Genomic DNA, 19474 nt, shown 5'->3' with positions numbered 1-19474 from the left:
CGATGGCGATCTAGAGGGGCCGACGTTTTAATGCGGACTTCTATTTGCTGGGTGGCTCTTCTTGCAGTTGGCCTAAGCGGTTGTCAATTGCTTCCAACTTCGAAGGCGCTAATCAAAAAGACCGTAGTAACTTCGATGATTTCATCCACAACTGTGACTTTTCCAGTAGTCCTAAATAACTGGGGAGCAACTATGGCTATATGGGATCAAAATCACACCGTAGACCCGAGGGCGCCTTCGGCATTTTGGCCACGTTTGAGCGATGGCCGCGACACCTATACCTCTTTGATCGTTGAATCAGGAGTGGTTGTTGGATTTACTTTCGCGCTGTATCCATCGATATCGTTGGCTTTGGCCAAGGGGCTGGCACTTTCGTTGTTGCCTCTCTCGGAAAAGCAGATCTCAACAGCCAAGAGCGCCTCATGTCTTGAGGTTAGCTATAGTCGGTTCGACCATATGATTCCTGTGGCTTTTTTTGTATTTGATCCATCTATGGATATAAAGACGGTTATTTTTTCAGTCGATACACGGCCAAAACCAGATCAGTGCGTTGGTTGATCTATGGTCAGTTGGGTTTTGTCCGAGACGTTGCTTTGAGCCTATGGATAGGAATTAGACAACCGTTTTTGGGTAATTTTTATAGATATTGAAAATCAAATTATTAGGCAAGGATTACATTAAATGAAAAAACGGGTATTGATTGGATTTGGCACTCGCCCGGAGGCAATCAAAATGGCGCCTCTGGTTAAGGTGATGCAACAAAGTGCCGACTTTGACTCGATAGTTTTAACAACCGGTCAACACAAGGAGATGCTACGGCAGGTCTTGGAGGTCTTTGGGATTATCCCAGATTACGAGATTGAGTTAATCCGAAAGTCCCCAGATCTAGCTGAGCTGACCACCGCCTTGATAGAGATTGCCGATCGGGTCATCGTGGAAGCCTCGCCTGATGTTGTTTGTGTTCAGGGCGATACGACAACGACTTTCGCTCTCTCGCTTGTGGCATTTTACCACAAGATAAAGGTGGTTCACCTAGAGGCAGGCCTGCGCACCGACAGCAAATTTTCCCCGTTTCCCGAAGAGATCAATAGGCGACTGACTTCCACCCTTGCTGATCTTCATCTAGCTCCGACTCCGATTTCGGCGGCGAATTTGATTCGAGAGGGTGTGGACGAGGCAAAGATTGTCATCACGGGCAATACCGTTATTGATGCACTTTTGAGCGTGGTGAATGGGGGTTTCCCGTTCGAGACAGAGATTGTGCCAAAGATCCTTTCTGGCAAGAGAGAATTTGTTTTGGTAACCATGCATCGAAGAGAGGCTTGGGGAGAACCGATGGTCATGGTCTCCAAGGCGATAGGCGAGTTGGCTAAAACTTTCAAAGACCTCGATTTTGTGCTTCCGCTTCATCCAAATCAATTAGTGCAAGAGGCAATGCGAAGTGGCGTGAGTGGCCTAGATAATGTGATTATTACCGAGCCGGTGCCCTATGGGGACTTCTGTCGCTTGATGAATGGTGCAAAGATGGTTATTACAGATAGCGGTGGAATTCAAGAAGAAGCGCCATCGCTCGGAAAGCCGGTTTTGGTCGCTAGAGACACTACCGAGCGACCCGAGGCCGTCATGGCAGGTACGGCAAAGTTAGTTGGGACGCAACCGTCGCAGATCGTCGCTGAAGCCTCGAGGCTTTTATCGGACCCACAATATTTTCGATCGATCGCTCAGATTGCGAATCCATTTGGTGATGGTAGCGCGGCACTCAGATCACTTATGGCAATTGGCTATCTCTTTGGAATGGCACTCAAGCCGGCGGATTTCGTAGCTGACTCTTTGAGGGACTCTAAGGTTCTGGCCTCCTAGGCGATAAAAATGATCACTTATCCCAAGGATGGACCTAGCCTATTAGGAAAATGTTTTAGAGCTGGAGCTACTTTAGCAATCTTAGGGGTGGCCCTAACTAGTTGTCTTGGTCCCACAAAGGTCAAGTCTTCATCGGCCCCAACGACGGTGGTCAATGGTCGAACTCTTTCTACTACGTCGTCTACCTCGAACATAGTGGTGTTACCTGGACCTCCGTCTACAACCTTGACTTCATCACCTAGCATTGCACCGCCACCACTGGTTGCCCTACCTAATATCACTCCAGGGCCACCAGGAACTGTTCTGCTGAGCGCTTTCAATGCAAATGGTTCGCTAATTTCATGGGGAAACTTTAGATCTATTGAATCTAATAACACTGGATCCAATGGATACGACGATGCGCTTTTGAATCCAAAGACCCTTGAAGTTGAAGATCTTGGACCTCTCTATAACCAAGGGATAGGTGTTAGTGCTGCGTTGGATGCGACAGGATATGAATCTTTGTCTTTGGCGTGGCCGTCTGATTTGGGATATTCGAATTTGATCTGCGACCTTCCAGGGGCTGGTCAATACAATTTTGATCAGGTTTGTTCTTTGTCTCTCCTTCGAGATGTCTCTGAGATATTGTCAGAGCATAAGGGAATGACATTGACTTTGGGTCAAGCTTCCACCTTCAACTCGATTGCAAGCCAGTTGCTCAAACCGGCCGGTGGGAGTTTTAACCAAAACCAACTCCAGGCGGCAATGGACCTCGATGTAAGTGTTACAAGTGACGCGGGCCTCTATCAGATTTCTACGGTTGGACTAGCCAATAATTATCGATATGGAGTTACAATTGACTCCCCAGCCATTGCGATTACGACTCTTCGATCACTAAAGAGCATCTATCCAACCGGTGCCCGGGTTCGATTGGTAATAGATCCAGGCACGCCTCTTTCTAGATATCAATCTATTATCAATTTTGCCCATTCACTTGGTATATCAGTGATGGTGGAGTTGGTGGATTCACAATACATGGCATCGATGAACCTTGCCAACTATGAGGCTCGCGTAAGTCAAATCGTAACGACTTTACGGAATGTTGACTCATACGAAATTGGAAATGAAGTAAATGGCAATTGGCTGGGCACGAACGTCGCTGCCAAGGTGGCCTATGCAATTAGCTTCGTTAGATCTCACTCCTCGGCAACTACCTTGCTAACGCTCTATTGGCAGTTGGGTGAAGATACTGCCTCTAATTCAATATTCAATTGGTTTGCTACAAATATCACAAACAGTGAACTTTCTGGAATAAACGATATAGGTATCTCTCTCTACCCACAAGAAGCACCAATGGGTACCGCATTTCATCGGGTATTGGATACTTTGCACAGCCAGTTTGCTCCAGGTCAGAGGATCTTTATCACCGAATTGGGCTATGGTGGCTCTGGAGTTACGGGAAGCTGGTGGTGGGTAAGTCCCGGTGTCGCATCGGACTCCCAGCGAGCAGCGGTGGCTTCTCTCTATCAGGATGAATTGGCTGGCTTTAGCTTTAGTGGCGGTGGGACTTTTTGGTGGTACTTTGGTGAAGAGTACAAGAGCAATCTTGGCTTAGATTCTGCCTTGGCAAATTTTTATCAACTAAGCCACCCCAAAGCGCCCTAATGCGTCGCTTGAGCTAGGTATCGCAATATATAGATACAACTTAGAGTAGGATTTACGATTTTCCTTTCACGGAAAATGCAGTTATGTGCCTTCTAGCTAAATATTCCCGGTGATTCGATAAAATTTCGGTAAGTTCTAGCGAATTCGTAGTCATAAGAGACTTCCGTCTTAATTTTATAAAGTAATATTAACAAATTGTGAGATTTTACTTTTTTTGGGTAAGAAAAATCTTTATTATCCGTATAATAGTCACATAGGGTGGTAACAAGAGGTCGGGCATGTTTTATGCTGCCCATAAAGGAATGGTTTTATGTCTGGTGTAGGAACTACATTAACAACGCTTGGAAATGTGACAGGGACGACCCTAGGTAGTGTCGCTACTACCCTTGCAGCAGGCCAAACAACCGGAGTTGCCCATGACGCTCTTGCCTTTACTGGCTTTGCCCTGGGAGGCTATGCGCTTTTAGTGGCGGGCCTGGTAGTAGTTGGTTTAGTGGTAAAGATCTTCAACCATTAATATTGTTTTTTGATGTGGCTTTTGCTTCATCTGCTTTAGGTTTCATAAATATCGGTCTTATAAAAGAGTCCAAGCCGGTTCTCGCGTGATATTATCCGGCTTTAATATATGTTCAATTTCATACAGCGAAAGTTTCAACAAGGAGTGTCGGGATGTCTAGGACGACGGTAGTTAAGCGAGATGATAAGCATAGATTTGGAAGTACGGTAAGTATTTTCCAAAGGGGCAGGTCCTTTCCTGTTGTACGGTTAGCCATGTCGGCACTGGCAATGGCCACGGTTGCGAGCGCTGGTGTTGGAGGTCTTACCGCTACCAAGGCGTTCGCCGAAGATTCGACTACTCCCGCCAACATAGCCAAGAGTATTTCAGCAACTGCCCCGGGCTCTACAGTTTGGGGAACTACCTCATTGCCGGCTAAAACGCTTGTCCTCTACGACACAACTGGTCCATGGGGATATCTTGGTCAGATGTATGCTATTTCGCTTGGGAACCTAGCGTCGAACGCTGGGATGGTTGCCGCACAACCGGTGGTTGACTACACAGCTGGTGAGATGAGTAAGTTCACTGCTGTGATTTATGTAGGATCTACCTACGGTGAGCCCATTCCACAATCTTTCATAAGTGATGTTACGACCTCCTCCACCAAGGTACTTTGGTTGGGGGAGAATCCATGGGTGTTGGATAATTCGTCCGCAACTGCTACGAGCGCGTTCATCAACAAATACGGGTGGGATCCTTCGACTAGTTATTTTGATACAAATAACATTGCATCGGTTAATTACAAAGGTCAGACGCTCTCTAGAAACCCCTTGGCGGGTGGCGTCATCGGGCCCAACATAGTAACGCCTGCTAAGGTGACAGTGCTTGGCACTGCCAATTGCACTACGACTGCCGGTGTGGCTATCCCCTGTGCAAGCCAGGCTCGAGTAAATGGGGCTACTAGCTTCCCGTGGGCTATTACCTCTGCTAACTTGACTTACGTTGGAGAGAACCCGCTTTCTTACATGACCGAGACGGATCGATACCTTGCATTGGCAGATCTAGTTCAGGGGTTGACAGCTCCTGCGGTAACCGGCCATACCGCGCTAGTGCGTCTTGAAGATATCAGCGTCAGTGACTCAAACCGTCAGTTGTTGGCAGCAGCGCGGTACCTTCATTCCCAGCACATTTCGTTTGGCATAAACCTCATTCCTCACTGGTTGGATCCGCTTGGAACTTATAGCAATGGCGTGCCAACCAACATTCCATTGACCTCGCCAAAGGCGAAGAGCTTTGTTGCGACCATCAAGAAGATGATACGGTTGGGCGGGGTGTTGGGACAAGAGGGATACACCCATCAATATTCGAATATACCAAATCCATATGACGGTACCACTGCAGATGATTTCGAGTTCTATCGTGGACAATGTGCAACTACAGCGTCAGCGCCGTATACCTTTGTAACTCCGTGTGCAAATACAGATTGGGTTATAGAAGAGGGGCCACTGCCGGGAGACTCAGGATCTTGGGCTGCTTCGAGAGTCCAGGCTGGTCTGTCTGAGATTGCTGCGGTTGGTCTTCCTAGGCCGACCTATTGGGTAACGCCTCATTACGCGGCTTCTTCTGTGGATTATTTGGCCTTTGCGAAGTACTACGGTTCCAATACAACGACCGCTGGATACGATCGAAGGCTTTACTTCGGTGGGCAATTGAGCACGCCTGCTGCTCCTAACTATTCGCAAGTGATGGGTCAGTTCTTCCCCTATATGGTTCATGACTTATACGGATCCACGGTTATCCCAGAAAACCTTGGTGACTACGAGCCGATTGCGCTAAATAATCACCCAGCTAGGACTCCAGCCGACATAGTTGCTGAGGCTAAGGATAATTTGGCCGTTCGAAATGGGTTCGCCAGCTTCTTTTATGATCCTTCTTATGGTACTACTGCCCTCACTCAGATAGTTAGTGGAATTCAGGGCTTAGGCTACACCTTTGCATCGCCGAAGACATTACTAGGAGCACAAAGCACCACTACCTTTGGAGCTTCATCTGGAAGTTAACAAATTGAAATAGATCAAGAGGGTCATGTGCAATCGATCACTGCGTTATTGATACTTCTCTTTCTTGCCTATGGCGTTGGTTATGTGGTTCTCTCGAGAACTAAGAAGCCAATGCCACCGGCGATTGAGGAAGCCGCGGAAGAGATTCACTTTATCTTTTTGCTGCCCTGTCTAAATGAAGGCGCAGTCATTGGGCGAAGTCTGGATCGACTATTAGAGCTACCGTATAAAAATAAGAGCGTCGTCGTCATAGACGACGCTTCTGACGATAATACCTATGATGTCGTAGCAGGATATTTCGACCGTCGTGTCTCGCTGTTGAGGCGCGAACTTCCAGATGCACGTCGAGGCAAAGGCGAAGCTCTCAATGCCGCCTATCGAGCAATCACATCGTCGCCGGAGATTGTAGCGTCCGATCCGTCCAAGGTGGTTCTGTGCATTGTGGACGCCGACGGTCGTCTTGAAAAGAATGCACTTGCTCGGGTAGCTCCATACTTTAGTGACCCAAAGGTTGCAGCCGTTCAGATTGGCGTGCGCATGTACAATAGCGCCAAGTCTCTTTTAGCCCGGATGCAAGACTTCGAGTTCCTAGTCTTTACCGAGATCTTTCAACGGGCTCGCCATCAAATTGGCAGTTCTGGACTAGGTGGAAACGGGCAGTTTAATAGATTGAGCGGATTGGCGGATTTAGGAGAATCTCCTTGGTCAAACTGTTTAACTGAAGATCTTGACCTTGGCTTGAAATTGATTGAGCGTGGATGGGTGAATGCCTTTTGTCAGGAGACCTACGTTGCCCAGCAAGGCGTCACTGTATTTTCAAAGTTGATTCGACAACGGACTAGGTGGTTTCAGGGCCATTTGCAATGTTGGCACCACATGCCCAAGCTTATCAAAGCTCGCTTACCGGTGACGGCAACGATTGACCTTTTGTATAACCTCATGGGGCCAATGACCGTCCTTTTGCTTAGCCTGTCAATCGTAACGGTTATGGTGGCGAATATTTTTATCGCGATTTCAATGCCGATGAGGTATCTACACGCGGTGACGTCTAACTATGGCCTGCCGTTGATCATTGTTTATCTATTTTCGTTTGGATTTAGCCCAATCTATGCCTACTTATATTTAAAGAACACTCCAGGCGTCGGCATCATGAAGGCCTATTTTATGCCCATATATATGTGCTTTATTCCTACATTTGGTTTATATCTGGTTGGAAGGCCATTTTTCGAATCGTGTTTCGGAAAAAGGGTTGGTCTAAGACCTCTAGATTTACTAAGCAGCTAGCTATATTAGATCCCTATGAAACCAGTTCTTCTAGGCCTAACCCAAATAGGCCAAGACAAACAGTAATGTCTTTCGGCCAAGGAGGGTCCGTCGCCGATGTGGCAATTGACGATCTGGAATTGATTGCAAGGGAACTACCGAAGGCATTTTTGGATGATCTCGTGAGAAGAGAATCTACGGTCTCTGGGTGGGGGTTTCTCTGGCCCGAACTTCAATCTGACACTTTCGAATAAGCATTTGATAAATGAGAAAAATTCTATCGAAATCAAGTCCGAGCCATCCTAGGGCCAGATCGACAGTGGCCTTCTTGCGTTGGTTTGTTTCACTTTTAATATTGACCGTTACATTGGCTGCTTGCTCGGCGGCAACCGTTCCATCGACCGGTTCCACCTTTACTATGGCTCCTAAAGAGACGCTAAGTGCGTGGGGAGGAACTTCCCCCATCGTCGTCGCAGGCGGACCGAGCGAGATATCCAAAGCTTTGAATATCCTACGTTCTGGAGGCTTAGCGGCATATAGCGAATCGATTTCATTCCTCACAAATGCATCAAGCCTTGTCGTGCTCGGTGATGCAATTTTGTCAAAGCCACAGATCGATGCGATATTGACCTGGACTAGAAGGGGTGGTTATCTAGTTAGCTTTAATCGAGTGCTCAATAGCGCTTTAGGGGTGAAGCTTTTGCCAGCTAACCTCTACCCAAAAGCATTGGTTCCTTTTGTTGGCACTCCGGTTACCATCAAAAATCCCATAAAGATTACACCAATTTCACTCACTAAGGGCTTTAATCCACTCGTATTTGGAGGTAGTGCTGCTAACCCCTCCAACGCGTTTGTCGCCAGTGAGGGGTTCGGAATTGGAAAGGCACTGATTTCGACCTTTGATCCATTTAGTGGTGGTTTCCTTGGATATGAAGTTATTCCGTCACTGGCGAGGGTGATCGGGGGCTTTACCAACGCCCCTCATGGTGCTCAATCCCTCATGACGACAGTATTTGTTGATCCTGGTGTTTTGGGGCCGAATCTGGAGTACAACTATGCTCAGATCGCTAACGATCTTTATGGTGTTCGTGCCGTTGAACTTGCTGCTTGGGACTTTGGTTTTTCTGTTCCATCGGCGAACTACCCCTATCAAAAATTGATCAGCGCTCTTCACGCGCGTGGGATTTTAGTTTATGCATGGCTGGAACCGCCATTTGTGAACGATGCCCTATGGCAAAAGTATCCTCAGTGTCGTGAGAAGACACAAAGTGGAAGTCAGGCGATTGGCGGCTGGCGCGAGCTGATTGCACTTGAAGATCCAACTTGCTATGCCTTAGCATGGGGCCAATTTAGCAAGGTGTTGACGTCTTACAACTGGGATGGTGTCAACTTTGCTGAACTCTATTTTGAGACTTTGGCAACTCCGGCTCTTTCGACTCCTTATTCTTCGGCTGCGCTGAGTCAATTTGGTAAAGACCCACTTACCAACCCTGCCGCATGGATACAATTTCGATATTCCCTTGTTGACCGTCTATATTCGGAGCTATTGAAATCGGCAAATGGACTTGCAAACGCAAAGTCACTAGCGTTTCAGATTACGGTAATCGATGACTCGATAGACCCGGTTGAGGCTCAGGATATTGGTATGAATGTCCATCAGTTGGCAAAGGTGGCGTCAAATGGGGGTGCATCGATGATTATCGAAGATCCTTATACCGTGTGGACGCAGGGACCCAATCGCTACGTTGGAGTCAATAAATACATTTCGTCGATGGTGACAGCACCCAACTATTCGATCGATATAAACGACGTTCAAAGAGGTGCGTCAGCCGCACCGACGCCAAAACCCACCATGGGCGAATTCAATTTGGCCTCGATGTTTGCGGGCGCGAATAGCTCGAGAGTTGACTTTTACGCACTGGGAACTATTGCTAGCTACGATATGGCTAATCTGTCGTATGGTGTTGCGGGCAGTACTGTGTATTTTCCAAATGGACTTTCGTCAAAGTTTCCCGTTGTCTTGTCCGTGAAATCATCCTATGGAAGACTTAAGGTGGATGGTGTACAGTGGCCAGTTTCTGGCGGAGTTGGCGTCATTCCTGCGGGGCAACATAATTTGGTTTGGGAGAAGGGTTCACCTCTTTCGCCGGGGTTGATGAGAATTGATGCAGCAATTTCCACAGCTAAGGTCATCTCGAGCAAAAGTATCTCATTTGATTACTACTCAAGAAGTGCTACCTACGCGCTTTTGTCTGCTCTACCTAGATCTATTACCGCTAAAGGTGGTGCGGCTATAACTTTCCAACCCCGCCAGGATCCACTCGGGGGCTATTGGGTACGGCTTCCTAGCGGCACCCAAAGTATTACGATTGACTTTTAATCAAGTTTTTCAATTTAAGCTAATGCTTATTAATATAAATTCGAAGATACTATTTATGGTGGCGATCGAATTCATGGGTTCTGTATCGATCATTGCGAATTCTTATCTTATTGGGAACGAACTGGGTTCTTTTAGGATATCAGGGATGTTATCTCGTTCGAGCTATTTCTCTAAAGTGTAAGCGTTCTTTGAGCTTTGCTTGTTGGGCTCTAGTCGTAATAATAAAGTCGGGATTGAGTGGATCTTTGTCTTCGGCTGCGATGTCGTGACTCATAGCGCTGAAAGTTCTTTGGGTTTATCTCCTATGAAAGTAGATAACCTATCTAATGAGGCTTATGAATGATGGATACTCCCTGAGATATCATTGATTTATCGATTTGATTTATCGATTTGATTTATCGGATTGATTTATCGAATTGATGGAGCTTCCAGGATTTGAAGGTACCCTATCTTTCGGTCTTATCGTCAATTTGAGTTGGCCTGTTTTTTACGATTGATTAAGGTGAAAAGGCTATCGTGCTTTAGATGCAATATTATTTCGAAGATTACAACTCATTCAAAATTAGAAGTTGGCTCATTTTCGAGATTTACTTACCTTTGATGGTTAGGCTTTTTAGAGTATTAATTTAATTTTTGGGATAAATTGGGGCTTACAGTCGTTTGGTGATGAAGTAGTGATTAAGGTGGTTTTTAAAAGCTAATCGCGAGGCAATTTAATCGCGAGGCAATTTAATCGCGAGGCAATTTAATCGCGAGGCAATTTAATCGCGAGGCAAATTTCTAAAGATCAAATGATACCTAAATTTCGGATTGCGCGATGAGTAGTGCCGCTAGAGATGGTTGGCATACAACCGATATCGGCGATTATGACCCGCCCTCTTTTTGAATTAAGGCATATCGTAAATGGGGATCTGCGCAGAGGATGAAGATTAATTTTAGCACTATGAGTGGATTTTGCTTCCGCCAAAGTGGCGTGGAACTGGCAACGGCACAAACTTATTGATTGCCAGTTTCTAAGGCCGTTGTTTCCTCGTTGGGAATTTCGTGGGGAATTGACTTTTACGTTACGATATCTATTGGTATCTTTATTGAAATATTTGAATCGTTACGCTTGGATGCGCTTCAAAGATATTGATGGCCCTACCCATTACGAATGGGCATTGATGTAGTTGGATTGAGATAAATTGTTGGGTGATTCCAGCACAAAGAATCGAATAAGTTGGATTTAGAGTATCTAATTTATTTGAAGGGGGCCATAGTCAACGGATGAGTCCTCATCGTAGAGGCCAAAAGATCCTGAGAGATATGGGTTCTGATTGTCGGTGAATGTCACAATTGGTGTTCCATTTACACTAACTGAGATGGTCGAGCCGTTCATAATGACATTGATCTTGTACGTCGCTCCAACGGGGAATGTTGGGGAAGATCCAGTGGCCATGAACCGCTGATTGCCGCGATAGCTTGGATCTTCTTTTCCTAGCTCCCACCCGGTTGGCTTTGCCAGAAAGTAGTAGAAGTGAGTGTTATTGGTGTAATGAAAGAGCACCCAACCTTCTTCCCAAGGGTTTGGGGGAGTGCCGGTTCTAAGTTGACTGATAGTTCGGTAGGTAAAGGTCGCGTTGAAATTTCCATAGTTTGAGGTTGTGGTCACTAGTGCGGAGTGTGTGACGTTGGAAGCGTTTGCAACTGCTGGTGAGAGATTTAGCGAAGGGCCAAGGACTGGGTCGTTTACACGATTTATTGATCCATAGCCGTTAAAGTCGACAAACCACGGACCATAGGTTTGACCAGGTGTACCTTGGTTGTTTGTTGGAAAGGACGAATACCCTATTGTTCCCAAAGGTGTGGTTGTAGTGGGGGTAGCTGCGGTTGTAGATGTGGTGGTCGTGGCTATAGGCTTCGAGGTGGTCGGAACTGCGACTGGAGCAGGAGCCTGGCTTGGAGCAGCCGTTGTCACCTGAGATACTGCGAGAGATGTGGCAGTTACTCTTTGGCTTGTAGGATTGGCATTTTGACTAAGTAGTGCGGCGTTCGCTAAAGTTGCGTTCTTGGTTGGCTGGGTCGGGTTTGATATCGTTGCTTGTGAAGCGGTGGTCTTTTCTTGGCCGATAGCGGTAGTCGATGTTGCTTGAGAGCTAGGCGTAGTGGATCCCAAGGTATTGACCAAGGATATTCGGGCTGGAGATACTTGGGCCGACTTGGCGGCACCTGTTGCAATAATTGGTGCATTGACCATATTCGTTTGAGAAGTCAATCCCGGGCTAAGTAGGGTGACGGAGGCTGTGTTGGCCATGTTTACCCCGGCTTCGTGAGCTACAACTGCCGTTGTGAGCGGCATGATCGCTATCGCCGTAAGTCTGAACAGAATCGGTGCCTTCAAAGCTATCTTCATACTTTGTGTATCGTCACTGAGAGTGATAATTATAAGTTAGAAATCATATTAGCGCGTTGATTGACGCTACTTTAGGCGCTCGCAGTGTAAATTATCACTGGAAATCTCTTGGCTGACCACTGAAATCGAAGGTTGTCACTCAGGTCCAAAGATGTGGGATCCATTGATGTTGGCGTCGATGGCGCCCTAGTATGTCAAGGCGGCAATTGCTCATTTTGCTGTCTGAATATCTTTGAGCGAGAGTGAGGTGTGAGAGAGAATGCGAGAAGAAGATCCGATTCTAACAAATCGAGCACTTTATATATTTTCTGTTACCTGCGGTGCGAGTGTTGCATCGACTTATTACCTTCAGCCGATCTTTCCATCTGTCGGAAGATCGCTTCATATTTTGCCGGCCACTGTGTCGTTAGTCTCTACTGTGTTGCAACTTGCTTATGCACTTGGCCTTTTGCTCGTGGTACCACTCGGGGATCTGTTCGATAGGCGTAAGCTGATTCCATTTTTGTTGGGGTTGTCGTCTCTGTCACTTCTGGGGGTGGCATTGTCGCCAAACTTCGGCCTCTTTCTCTTTTTTTGCGCTCTTGTTGGCGTTACATCGGTGGTGGCTCAGATCACAGTTGGTTTTGTAGCTACGATCGCCGAACCTGCTAGAAGAGGAGCGCAAGTTGGTACCGTTATGAGTGGACTTTTGATGGGAATTCTTCTGGCGCGAACCATCTCTGGGACGATCGACCAATTCTTTGGATGGCGTGCAATCTTTGTCATGGGTGCAATAGCAGTTGGAGCTTTGGCCTTGGTGATCGCTCCCAATATCGCCACCTTACCGAGATCGCACCAAGGTGGATATGGTTCCCTCTTGGGCTCTTTGTTAGTTACCTTCAAGTCGGAGCCAGTTGTACGTCAGGCTTCACTTCTCGGCCTGTTGCAATTTATGGCCTTTTCGATATTTTGGAATACCTCTTCGCTTCAGTTGTCGTCGGCAAAATTACACCTAAGTCCCTTTGATATCGGCCTTTTTGGTCTGATTGGTGCTGCGGGAGCGACTGCGGCACGAATTTCAGGCAAACTCGCCGACCAGGGCCGTCAGTTTGCCGTCTCACTTTTTTGTGCAGCCTTGATAGTCGTCGCCTTTGGTTTGTTGTATCTCTTTGAATATAACTTAGTTGTGATCGTGATTGCGGTTTTGCTCTTGGATTTTGGTGTTCAAGGGGCACATATTGCGAATCAATCTGTTATTTATGCCATTGGGCAACAAGCCAGAAGTCGCATCACAAGCATCTATATGACCTCTTATTTTTTTGGAGGCGCAATCGGCTCATTTCTATCTACCTTGTTCTTTAGACAGTATGGCTATAGGTCGGTGGCTATCTATGGCTTCGCGGTTGGATTGACTATAGTTTTCGTTCGGTTCATTATTGGAGATGTGCAAAAACGCTATCGTTTGCTGCAGAAGTAGTTGGTTCCATCGAATCTCTGAGGCGTCATTGCGATAGCACGAAGTTTTTTGCACCTTAGATCTATCAACGAGCTTCAATCAACTATTTTTTAGTGTTAGCTCGCAAATATACCGGGGCCTTTACTTCTATGCTGGCGCTATGGCAAATAGTGGATTTTACGAACGAATTGGTGATGGAAAGTTTTTCCCGAACGAAGCGACCATTGGTCCGTGGTCGTCTGATGCACAGCACGGCGGACCTCCGTGTGCACTTTTAGCAAAGATGATGGACGACTTTTCGCGTTCGGATTCCACCTTTATATCGAAGATCTCGATAGAGTTTTTGAAGCCGGTTTTGTTCGGGGTGGTTGAAGTATCGCTTCGGATAGTGCGACCGGGTTATAAGGTATCTTTGGTTGAAGGAGAACTGGCTGTAAATGGAGAGCCGACCTTGCGCGGGCGTGCATGGCGACTCCGCAAGACTCCGAATCGGGTGCCCGAGGTTTCAATGGCAGAGGGCTTGGTCTTAGATCCAGAAGCATTTGAAGTGTTAAATCTTGACGCATTCCCTTACATATCAAATATTGAATGGAGATTCGAGGAGGGGTCCTTCTATGATCCAGGCCCCGTATTGGTACACGCTAGACCAAAGATCCCCCTAATTTCCAATGAAACCACCTCCGGATTAGCGGAGATGATCATCGTTGCCGACTCTGCGAATGGGATATCCCAAGAATTAACGATGGGAGAGTTTGTCTATGTCCCGGTTGATCTAATGATAAGTATTCTAGATGAGCCGATACCAGGTGAATTTATCAAATACGACGCTCGAACCAGGATTGATTCAGGCGGTGTTGGAACTTCGATAATGACTATCTCTCAAGGTGGACGTCTAAAGGCCAGTAGTTTGCATACTTTATATGTTGATAAGGGCAAGGCTTAGAAGAATTACTTCGAACAAAGCCTTGCCCTATTCGTATTTTCTCTATTTGCAGGCAGGAAGCTATTAGAGAAAAAGGCGGCCACTGTTCGTCTAGTGTTGGTAAGAGGAAGGAATGCGACCCATTTTTCCGCTTTGAAAATCGTCAAATGCCTCTTGCAGCTCGGATCTTGTATTCATCACGAATGGTCCATGCCAGGCCACGGATTCTTTAATCGGCTGTCCACCCAAGATTAGCAGTTCGAGTTTGTCTGGAGCATTTCGCTCGTCTCCATAAAGGGTTATATGGTCACCCCGCCCGAGGACGGATAGATTTCCAGTTTTGATTGAAGCTTTATCCGAACCAACGAAACCTTGTCCGCTTAAAACGTATACCAACGCGTTGAAGTTGGATGGCCAGTTCAATTCGACCATTGAGTTGGGTTCAAGGGTAGCATGGACAAAGTTAATGGGGGTCATGGTAGCGCCCGGGCCGGCGTATCCGTCGACTTCACCAGCCACGATGCGTATGAGGGCTCCACCATCAGGCGTCGTAACCAATTTGACCTTATCGGATTCCAAGTTTTGATACCCTGGTGGTGTCCACTTGGACCGTGCTGGAAGATTGACCCAAAGCTGAATTCCATGAAATAGACCTCCAGACACTACAAGGGATTCAGGTGGTCTCTCTATGTGTAAGATTCCAGCTCCTGCGGTCATCCATTGCGTGGCGCCATTTTGGATTATTCCACCACCACCGGTCGAGTCATTGTGAACGAAGGTGCCATCAATCATGTAGGTGACTGTTTCGAAGCCGCGGTGTGGATGCCAAGGGGTTCCCTTGGGTTCACCGGGTGCATAGTTTACCTCTCCCATTTGGTCCATGTGGATGAAGGGATCTAGATAGGCTAGGTCGACGCCGTGGAAGGCTCGCCTTACTGGGAATCCTTCTCCTTCGTGACCCTTGGGGGCATTAGTAATCGAACTAACAGAACGTGAAGTGGAGATGGATCTGTCAATTCTGTTAGTCCTCGGCAGGACGAGGAGGTCGGAAACTGTTACAGCTGGCATTTTATTTACCTCAAAGTGTCTATAGTTGCGCACGCAACTAAAATTATAACCAACTTATGGCGCAGTTGTATTCCAACTGTCGCTGAAAATCAGGGATAAATCCAAAGGCCATGATATGACGCCACCTCTATTGGTCTTTGGGTGTTCAAGCTGAAGTGGAGTGGGGGATGTCAAAACTTCTCACGAGTTGCATAGTTGGCTACTTATCCAAGAGCCAGCTAGACCAGATAAACCAAGGGCAATTGGATCGGAGTTTTGGGAGAATTTCCTAGTGGGAGGGATGATCTTCTTGGAATCAGGGTGCATGTTTTGGGAGGGTCTGTGCCTTAAACGTGTGTGTATTAGATGGTGTCATCGTGTCTTTGAGTTCCCTGTGCAAACTGCACCTTTGACACATAGCTTTTGAACTAGAGATCCAGGGCATTTATGTGTGGAATTCCTAGATAATTTATCGATTTAAGTGCCCCCCCTGGGACTCGAACCCAGAACCGCCGGATTAAAAGTCCGTTGCGCTAACCATTGCGCCAGGAGGGCAGTCCGATCTAGAAACGTATTCCGGAGTATGACAGAGTCTAACCTCGGCCCTTGGGCTATGAGTCCGATTTGTTGTAGGCAAACCGATGGATTTTGCATCCTTCCAGCACCTGGAGCCGACTCATTAGACCAAAATCGTCCAATTCACGTCAAGAACAGCTTTAAAGGTTAGTCGATTAAGGCTGCGCTTCATCGATTCAGTTTTAATTTTTCGTTTCGATTGGAATTTGATCTTTGTTCTAAATTTTCCTTGTAGATTCCATGGTCAATTAATGTTGCCTTCAGAATGGAGGACTATTACTGATAGTGATGAATGCGAACGGTAATGAGGAAATAGTCAACGACTATGGTGAAATGAAACGGCCTCCCATAGTCCGAATCGAATCTCGGATATCGACTGGTTTTGAGCGGACACCAATCTCGGGCAATGGCCTCAGCGAGCCACTTCATCCGGCGATTGCTCCAATCGTAGAAGAGATCTTTCACCCAGAAATTGACGATCAGGGTCCCAAACGAGCGGTATTGGCAAATACACGTCTTACATCTTCCATAGGACTTTTGATCTTTCTTGAGTTGTTTGTAATTGGCATTACCATACCTGTGGTCGGCCAACTCTTTACACTTCATGCAATCATTGGCTTTATGCTAATCCCACCACTTTTGTTCAAGCTAGTTTCGACTGGGTATCGATTTTTTCGCTACTATAGTGGCGCTCCACGATATAAAGCCGCTGGTCCGCCACACACCCTTTTGCGTGTTGCGGCACCATTATTGGTATTATCGACCGTGGCTTTAATGGCCTCAGGTGTGGTGCTGATGGTGATAGGTCCAACCGCGAGTGCGATGAATACATGGAAAGGGATACATCAAGCCAGTTTCGTCGTTTGGTTTGCTCTGACGGCAATGCATGTTGTCTCCTATCTGCCAAGGGCTGTCTATCAGATGGGTGGTGAAATTCGACTTCCAGCGATTGGTTCCTTTCAGTTTTCAAGCGTGAGACTCAAAGGACGTGAGGCGCGCTTGATCGTGGTCTTGATTGCCATCATCTTTGGTATTGTCGTCGTTAGCCTGGGTTATGGAAGTATCGCTCCGTGGGTTCACCTATTTCAGACCGGTCGGTTGATCAAGGTTCATTAGTTCTTTTTGAAGTTGATTCGATAGCCCCAAGCTAATGGATTCCAAGATGGATAATTGGTGTTTAGTCTTGATCTATCTTTAGTCTTGCTTGGGATGATTTAAGATCTAGCTATCTTTGAGACAATTCTCTAACTAAAAAGTGCTTCGAACGCAATTGCTTGGTCATACTTGATCGTAAACACCTAATCGGCCATACTTGGAGTTATTCAACGCATTGGTCCGCTGGAATTGGCATTAGTCCGACTTGCAACAGGGGCCTACGTTTCACTAAGGATTTGTTCATAAAATGGAGAGCCCTATCTGAAAACTTCAGCTAGGGCTCTCCATTTTTTTATTCTTATTCTTATTTTTACTAGGTTTTACTAGGTTTTACTAGGTTTTACTAGGTCTAAACAAAGTATAAAGATCTACTTCTTTGTATCCCAAAAGATCGTGTCGATCGCGGCAATCTCTGAGAGCAATTTTTCGGCGACTGCTACGTCATTAGTTTTTTTGGCTTCGCCTGCGGTCTTGGTGGCAGACCAAAAGAGCTGATGGAGATCTGGATGTGCTTCTAGATGAGCTGGTTTGAAGTAGTCAGTCCAAAGAACCCAGAGGTGATGCTTGACGAGTTCAGCTCGGTCCTCTTTGATTCTGACAGCACGCTCGCGAAAGACATCATCGCTGGATGCATTGAACTTCTCCATGCAGGCTTTGACTGATTCGGCTTCTATTCGGGCTTGCGCCGGATCGTAAACTCCACAAGGAAGGTCGCAATGCGCAGATGCGATTCGTGGCGCCAAGGTCTTTCTGATTTTCAAGGTATCCTCCGTTTATTTTCATCCGATTCCGATGGTCTCCGAATACGGCCATCCTTGCCGCTATTTTCTTTCATCTCCAATCTACATCGGAATTCGGTTCTTGTAATTGACTTAGTCGGCCAACGTTAATTTTCTGGTGAAAATATAGTTGTCTGATTAGGGGTTTACTTTGTAGGATCGAAGTGAATGAGACCTGTTTTTAGAGTAGAGGTTACCGGATTGAGCATGCTTCCTACTTTGATGCCAAAGGAGAGACTCCTTTGCGTTGGGATCTTTCGACGAAGATCTCTAGCTCTAGGCGCAATAGTTGTGATAGCTGATTTTGAAGCCACAAGTGAGCTTATGGTCAAGAGGGTATCAAAGATTTTCTCAGATGGATCATTTGAGGTGATGGGCGATAACCGAGGTATTTCTATCGACTCACGTCAATTTGGGGTTGTTTCGCCGGATTCCCTGCAGGGGCGAGTCTGGTTTTGCTACTCGCCCAACTTTCGAAGTTTGTGGCGAGCTACATAGAAGAGCTCATAGTGAACATCCCAAAACGCTTTTACATACAATTCCGAGGAGATGTATAATTCCGTCGAAGGAGTTTTTTAGGGTTATGGCATGGTCGATGGAGCGAAATTTTGGTGCAAAACTTACTTTTTGGCTAATTATAAGGGCAAAAGGGATCGCGCTATTGGCATTGGACTCACCTTAATGATGCCAATAACTTATTGAAGTCTATAATTTTAGATCATGCAAAGACTTGAGTCAGATATCGAGCGGATTCTAAATGTAAAGTTTTATACCGATCTTGATTCGGTTTCAACCGAGGAACTGCGTCTTCGAAAGAAGGATGCTGAAGCCATCGAGGCAATGGTCTCTTACGCCCGGAGGATTACCCAAGGGCGAATGGAAATTTTTGAGTACGATCCGACGACCTTGGCAGCAGAGGGCTCCAGTGCCGATGCGGGGGCAGTCGATCGTCTCGGTGATGTTATTACCCCCAACTCAGGGGGCAGGCCAATATCTTATGGCCGTTTTGTTGACGTCTCGATTAGTCAGAGCCAGATCGATGAAGTCGAGGCTCAGCTTTTAGAATTGATCGCAGCCGCTAGGACACAAGTAAGCACCACGTTAGAAAAGCCTACTCCGGACTCAGTTATTGAATTTTCTAGTTTGAATCAGGTGGAGACGAAGTTATCTGAGTGGCGAAAGCAGCTGTTTTTGAGTATAGATGCTATTCATGCTGAGCTGGTGGTTCGATATCGAGATGATGGTTCGATCATCGACAGCCTTTTGAACAAGGTAATTCAAGGCGAAACTTCAGGGGATTAGCACTCCAGAGGTTCTGAGATTCGAACGGTTCTTTCATCAAAGTCGAACTTTTGTGCTTGCGGTCCTGGATTTTTATCATTTTCGTCATTTGGGGATTATTGACCTTTAAGGGAATTTTTTGGAGCGTGCTTTTTTAGATGATCTTTGAAGTCGTTTTTTTCGA

At 46.5% G+C, this 19474-nt stretch carries 16 protein-coding genes and 1 tRNA gene; 13 read left to right on the top strand and 4 right to left on the bottom strand.

Annotated elements, in window-relative coordinates:
• The first annotated feature begins 30 nt into the window (after nucleotides 1-30).
• From ACIDITHRIX25_RS97275 to ACIDITHRIX25_RS97240, 8 genes are all read left to right on the top strand, one after another.
• Nucleotides 31-558, top strand: a complete 528-nt coding sequence (locus ACIDITHRIX25_RS97275; RefSeq protein WP_052606299.1) for a hypothetical protein — start codon at nucleotides 31-33, stop codon at nucleotides 556-558.
• Between the two features lie 123 nt (nucleotides 559-681).
• Nucleotides 682-1860 carry a non-hydrolyzing UDP-N-acetylglucosamine 2-epimerase gene (wecB, locus tag ACIDITHRIX25_RS97270; RefSeq protein ID WP_052606298.1) on the top strand — a complete coding sequence of 393 codons (1179 nt, stop codon included), beginning with the start codon at nucleotides 682-684 and terminating at the stop codon, nucleotides 1858-1860.
• A gap of 9 nt (nucleotides 1861-1869) precedes the next feature.
• Nucleotides 1870-3504 carry a hypothetical protein gene (locus ACIDITHRIX25_RS97265; RefSeq protein ID WP_201733365.1) on the top strand — a complete coding sequence of 545 codons (1635 nt, stop codon included), beginning with the start codon at nucleotides 1870-1872 and terminating at the stop codon, nucleotides 3502-3504.
• A 310-nt stretch (nucleotides 3505-3814) separates the two neighbouring features.
• A complete protein-coding gene (locus ACIDITHRIX25_RS97260; protein WP_201733364.1) occupies nucleotides 3815-4021 on the top strand; it encodes a hypothetical protein in 207 nt (68 codons plus the stop codon).
• Nucleotides 4022-4173: 152 nt separating this feature from the next.
• A complete protein-coding gene (locus tag ACIDITHRIX25_RS97255) occupies nucleotides 4174-6060 on the top strand; it encodes a DUF2334 domain-containing protein (RefSeq protein WP_201733363.1) in 1887 nt (628 codons plus the stop codon).
• A gap of 27 nt (nucleotides 6061-6087) precedes the next feature.
• On the top strand, nucleotides 6088-7344 hold the full coding sequence (locus ACIDITHRIX25_RS97250) for a glycosyltransferase family 2 protein (protein ID WP_201733362.1): 1257 nt from the start codon (nucleotides 6088-6090) through the stop codon (nucleotides 7342-7344).
• A 98-nt stretch (nucleotides 7345-7442) separates the two neighbouring features.
• On the top strand, nucleotides 7443-7577 hold the full coding sequence (locus tag ACIDITHRIX25_RS97245; protein WP_283770437.1) for a hypothetical protein: 135 nt from the start codon (nucleotides 7443-7445) through the stop codon (nucleotides 7575-7577).
• A 65-nt stretch (nucleotides 7578-7642) separates the two neighbouring features.
• A complete protein-coding gene (locus tag ACIDITHRIX25_RS97240; RefSeq protein ID WP_201733361.1) occupies nucleotides 7643-9703 on the top strand; it encodes a hypothetical protein in 2061 nt (686 codons plus the stop codon).
• 1234 nt (nucleotides 9704-10937) lie between these two features.
• Here ACIDITHRIX25_RS97240 and ACIDITHRIX25_RS97235 read toward each other — a convergent pair.
• Nucleotides 10938-12095 carry a 3-keto-alpha-glucoside-1,2-lyase-like domain-containing protein gene (locus ACIDITHRIX25_RS97235; protein ID WP_201733360.1) on the bottom strand — a complete coding sequence of 386 codons (1158 nt, stop codon included), beginning with the start codon at nucleotides 12093-12095 and terminating at the stop codon, nucleotides 10938-10940.
• Between the two features lie 259 nt (nucleotides 12096-12354).
• Between ACIDITHRIX25_RS97235 and ACIDITHRIX25_RS97230 the strand changes: the two genes are divergently transcribed.
• Complete coding sequence (locus ACIDITHRIX25_RS97230; protein WP_201733359.1) at nucleotides 12355-13551, top strand: MFS transporter; 1197 nt, start codon at nucleotides 12355-12357, stop codon at nucleotides 13549-13551.
• A 139-nt stretch (nucleotides 13552-13690) separates the two neighbouring features.
• Nucleotides 13691-14473 (top strand): thioesterase family protein, encoded by a 783-nt coding sequence (locus tag ACIDITHRIX25_RS97225; protein WP_201733358.1) that lies wholly within the window; start codon nucleotides 13691-13693, stop codon nucleotides 14471-14473.
• Nucleotides 14474-14563: 90 nt separating this feature from the next.
• Here the strand turns inward: ACIDITHRIX25_RS97225 and ACIDITHRIX25_RS97220 are convergent, their stop codons facing one another.
• Both ACIDITHRIX25_RS97220 and ACIDITHRIX25_RS97215 read right to left on the bottom strand, forming a co-directional pair.
• Nucleotides 14564-15520 (bottom strand): pirin family protein, encoded by a 957-nt coding sequence (locus tag ACIDITHRIX25_RS97220; RefSeq protein ID WP_201733357.1) that lies wholly within the window; start codon nucleotides 15518-15520, stop codon nucleotides 14564-14566.
• A gap of 461 nt (nucleotides 15521-15981) precedes the next feature.
• Nucleotides 15982-16054: transfer RNA gene (locus tag ACIDITHRIX25_RS97215), tRNA-Lys, on the bottom strand.
• Between the two features lie 306 nt (nucleotides 16055-16360).
• Here ACIDITHRIX25_RS97215 and ACIDITHRIX25_RS97210 point away from each other — a divergent pair.
• Nucleotides 16361-17191, top strand: coding sequence for a hypothetical protein (locus tag ACIDITHRIX25_RS97210; protein WP_201733356.1), 831 nt, complete (start codon nucleotides 16361-16363; stop codon nucleotides 17189-17191).
• Between the two features lie 407 nt (nucleotides 17192-17598).
• Here ACIDITHRIX25_RS97210 and sodN read toward each other — a convergent pair whose 3' ends face one another.
• Entirely contained in the window at nucleotides 17599-17991 is a 393-nt protein-coding gene (gene sodN, locus ACIDITHRIX25_RS97205) for a superoxide dismutase, Ni (protein ID WP_052606286.1), read from the bottom strand.
• Nucleotides 17992-18177: 186 nt separating this feature from the next.
• Between sodN and ACIDITHRIX25_RS97200 the strand changes: the two genes are divergently transcribed.
• Entirely contained in the window at nucleotides 18178-18507 is a 330-nt protein-coding gene (locus tag ACIDITHRIX25_RS97200) for a S26 family signal peptidase (RefSeq protein WP_052606285.1), read from the top strand.
• A 222-nt stretch (nucleotides 18508-18729) separates the two neighbouring features.
• Entirely contained in the window at nucleotides 18730-19311 is a 582-nt protein-coding gene (locus ACIDITHRIX25_RS97195; protein WP_201733355.1) for an RsiG family protein, read from the top strand.
• The last annotated feature ends 163 nt before the right edge of the window (nucleotides 19312-19474 follow it).

Source organism: Acidithrix sp. C25 (assembly GCF_904848545.2).
The sequence above is the reverse complement of the archived record's forward strand: the minus strand, read 5'-3'. Positions and strand labels throughout refer to the sequence as shown.

Coding starts and splice junctions, on each gene's coding strand:
- ACIDITHRIX25_RS97275 (WP_052606299.1), top strand. CDS start 31: ATGCGGACTTCTATTTGCTGGGTGGCTCTTCTTGCAGTTGGCCTAAGC.
- wecB (WP_052606298.1), top strand. CDS start 682: ATGAAAAAACGGGTATTGATTGGATTTGGCACTCGCCCGGAGGCAATC.
- ACIDITHRIX25_RS97235 (WP_201733360.1), bottom strand. CDS start 12,095: ATGAAGATAGCTTTGAAGGCACCGATTCTGTTCAGACTTACGGCGATA.
- ACIDITHRIX25_RS97255 (WP_201733363.1), top strand. CDS start 4,174: ATGTCTAGGACGACGGTAGTTAAGCGAGATGATAAGCATAGATTTGGA.
- ACIDITHRIX25_RS97265 (WP_201733365.1), top strand. CDS start 1,870: ATGATCACTTATCCCAAGGATGGACCTAGCCTATTAGGAAAATGTTTT.
- ACIDITHRIX25_RS97230 (WP_201733359.1), top strand. CDS start 12,355: ATGCGAGAAGAAGATCCGATTCTAACAAATCGAGCACTTTATATATTT.
- ACIDITHRIX25_RS97200 (WP_052606285.1), top strand. CDS start 18,178: ATGAGACCTGTTTTTAGAGTAGAGGTTACCGGATTGAGCATGCTTCCT.
- ACIDITHRIX25_RS97260 (WP_201733364.1), top strand. CDS start 3,815: ATGTCTGGTGTAGGAACTACATTAACAACGCTTGGAAATGTGACAGGG.
- ACIDITHRIX25_RS97220 (WP_201733357.1), bottom strand. CDS start 15,520: ATGCCAGCTGTAACAGTTTCCGACCTCCTCGTCCTGCCGAGGACTAAC.
- ACIDITHRIX25_RS97195 (WP_201733355.1), top strand. CDS start 18,730: ATGCAAAGACTTGAGTCAGATATCGAGCGGATTCTAAATGTAAAGTTT.
- ACIDITHRIX25_RS97225 (WP_201733358.1), top strand. CDS start 13,691: ATGGCAAATAGTGGATTTTACGAACGAATTGGTGATGGAAAGTTTTTC.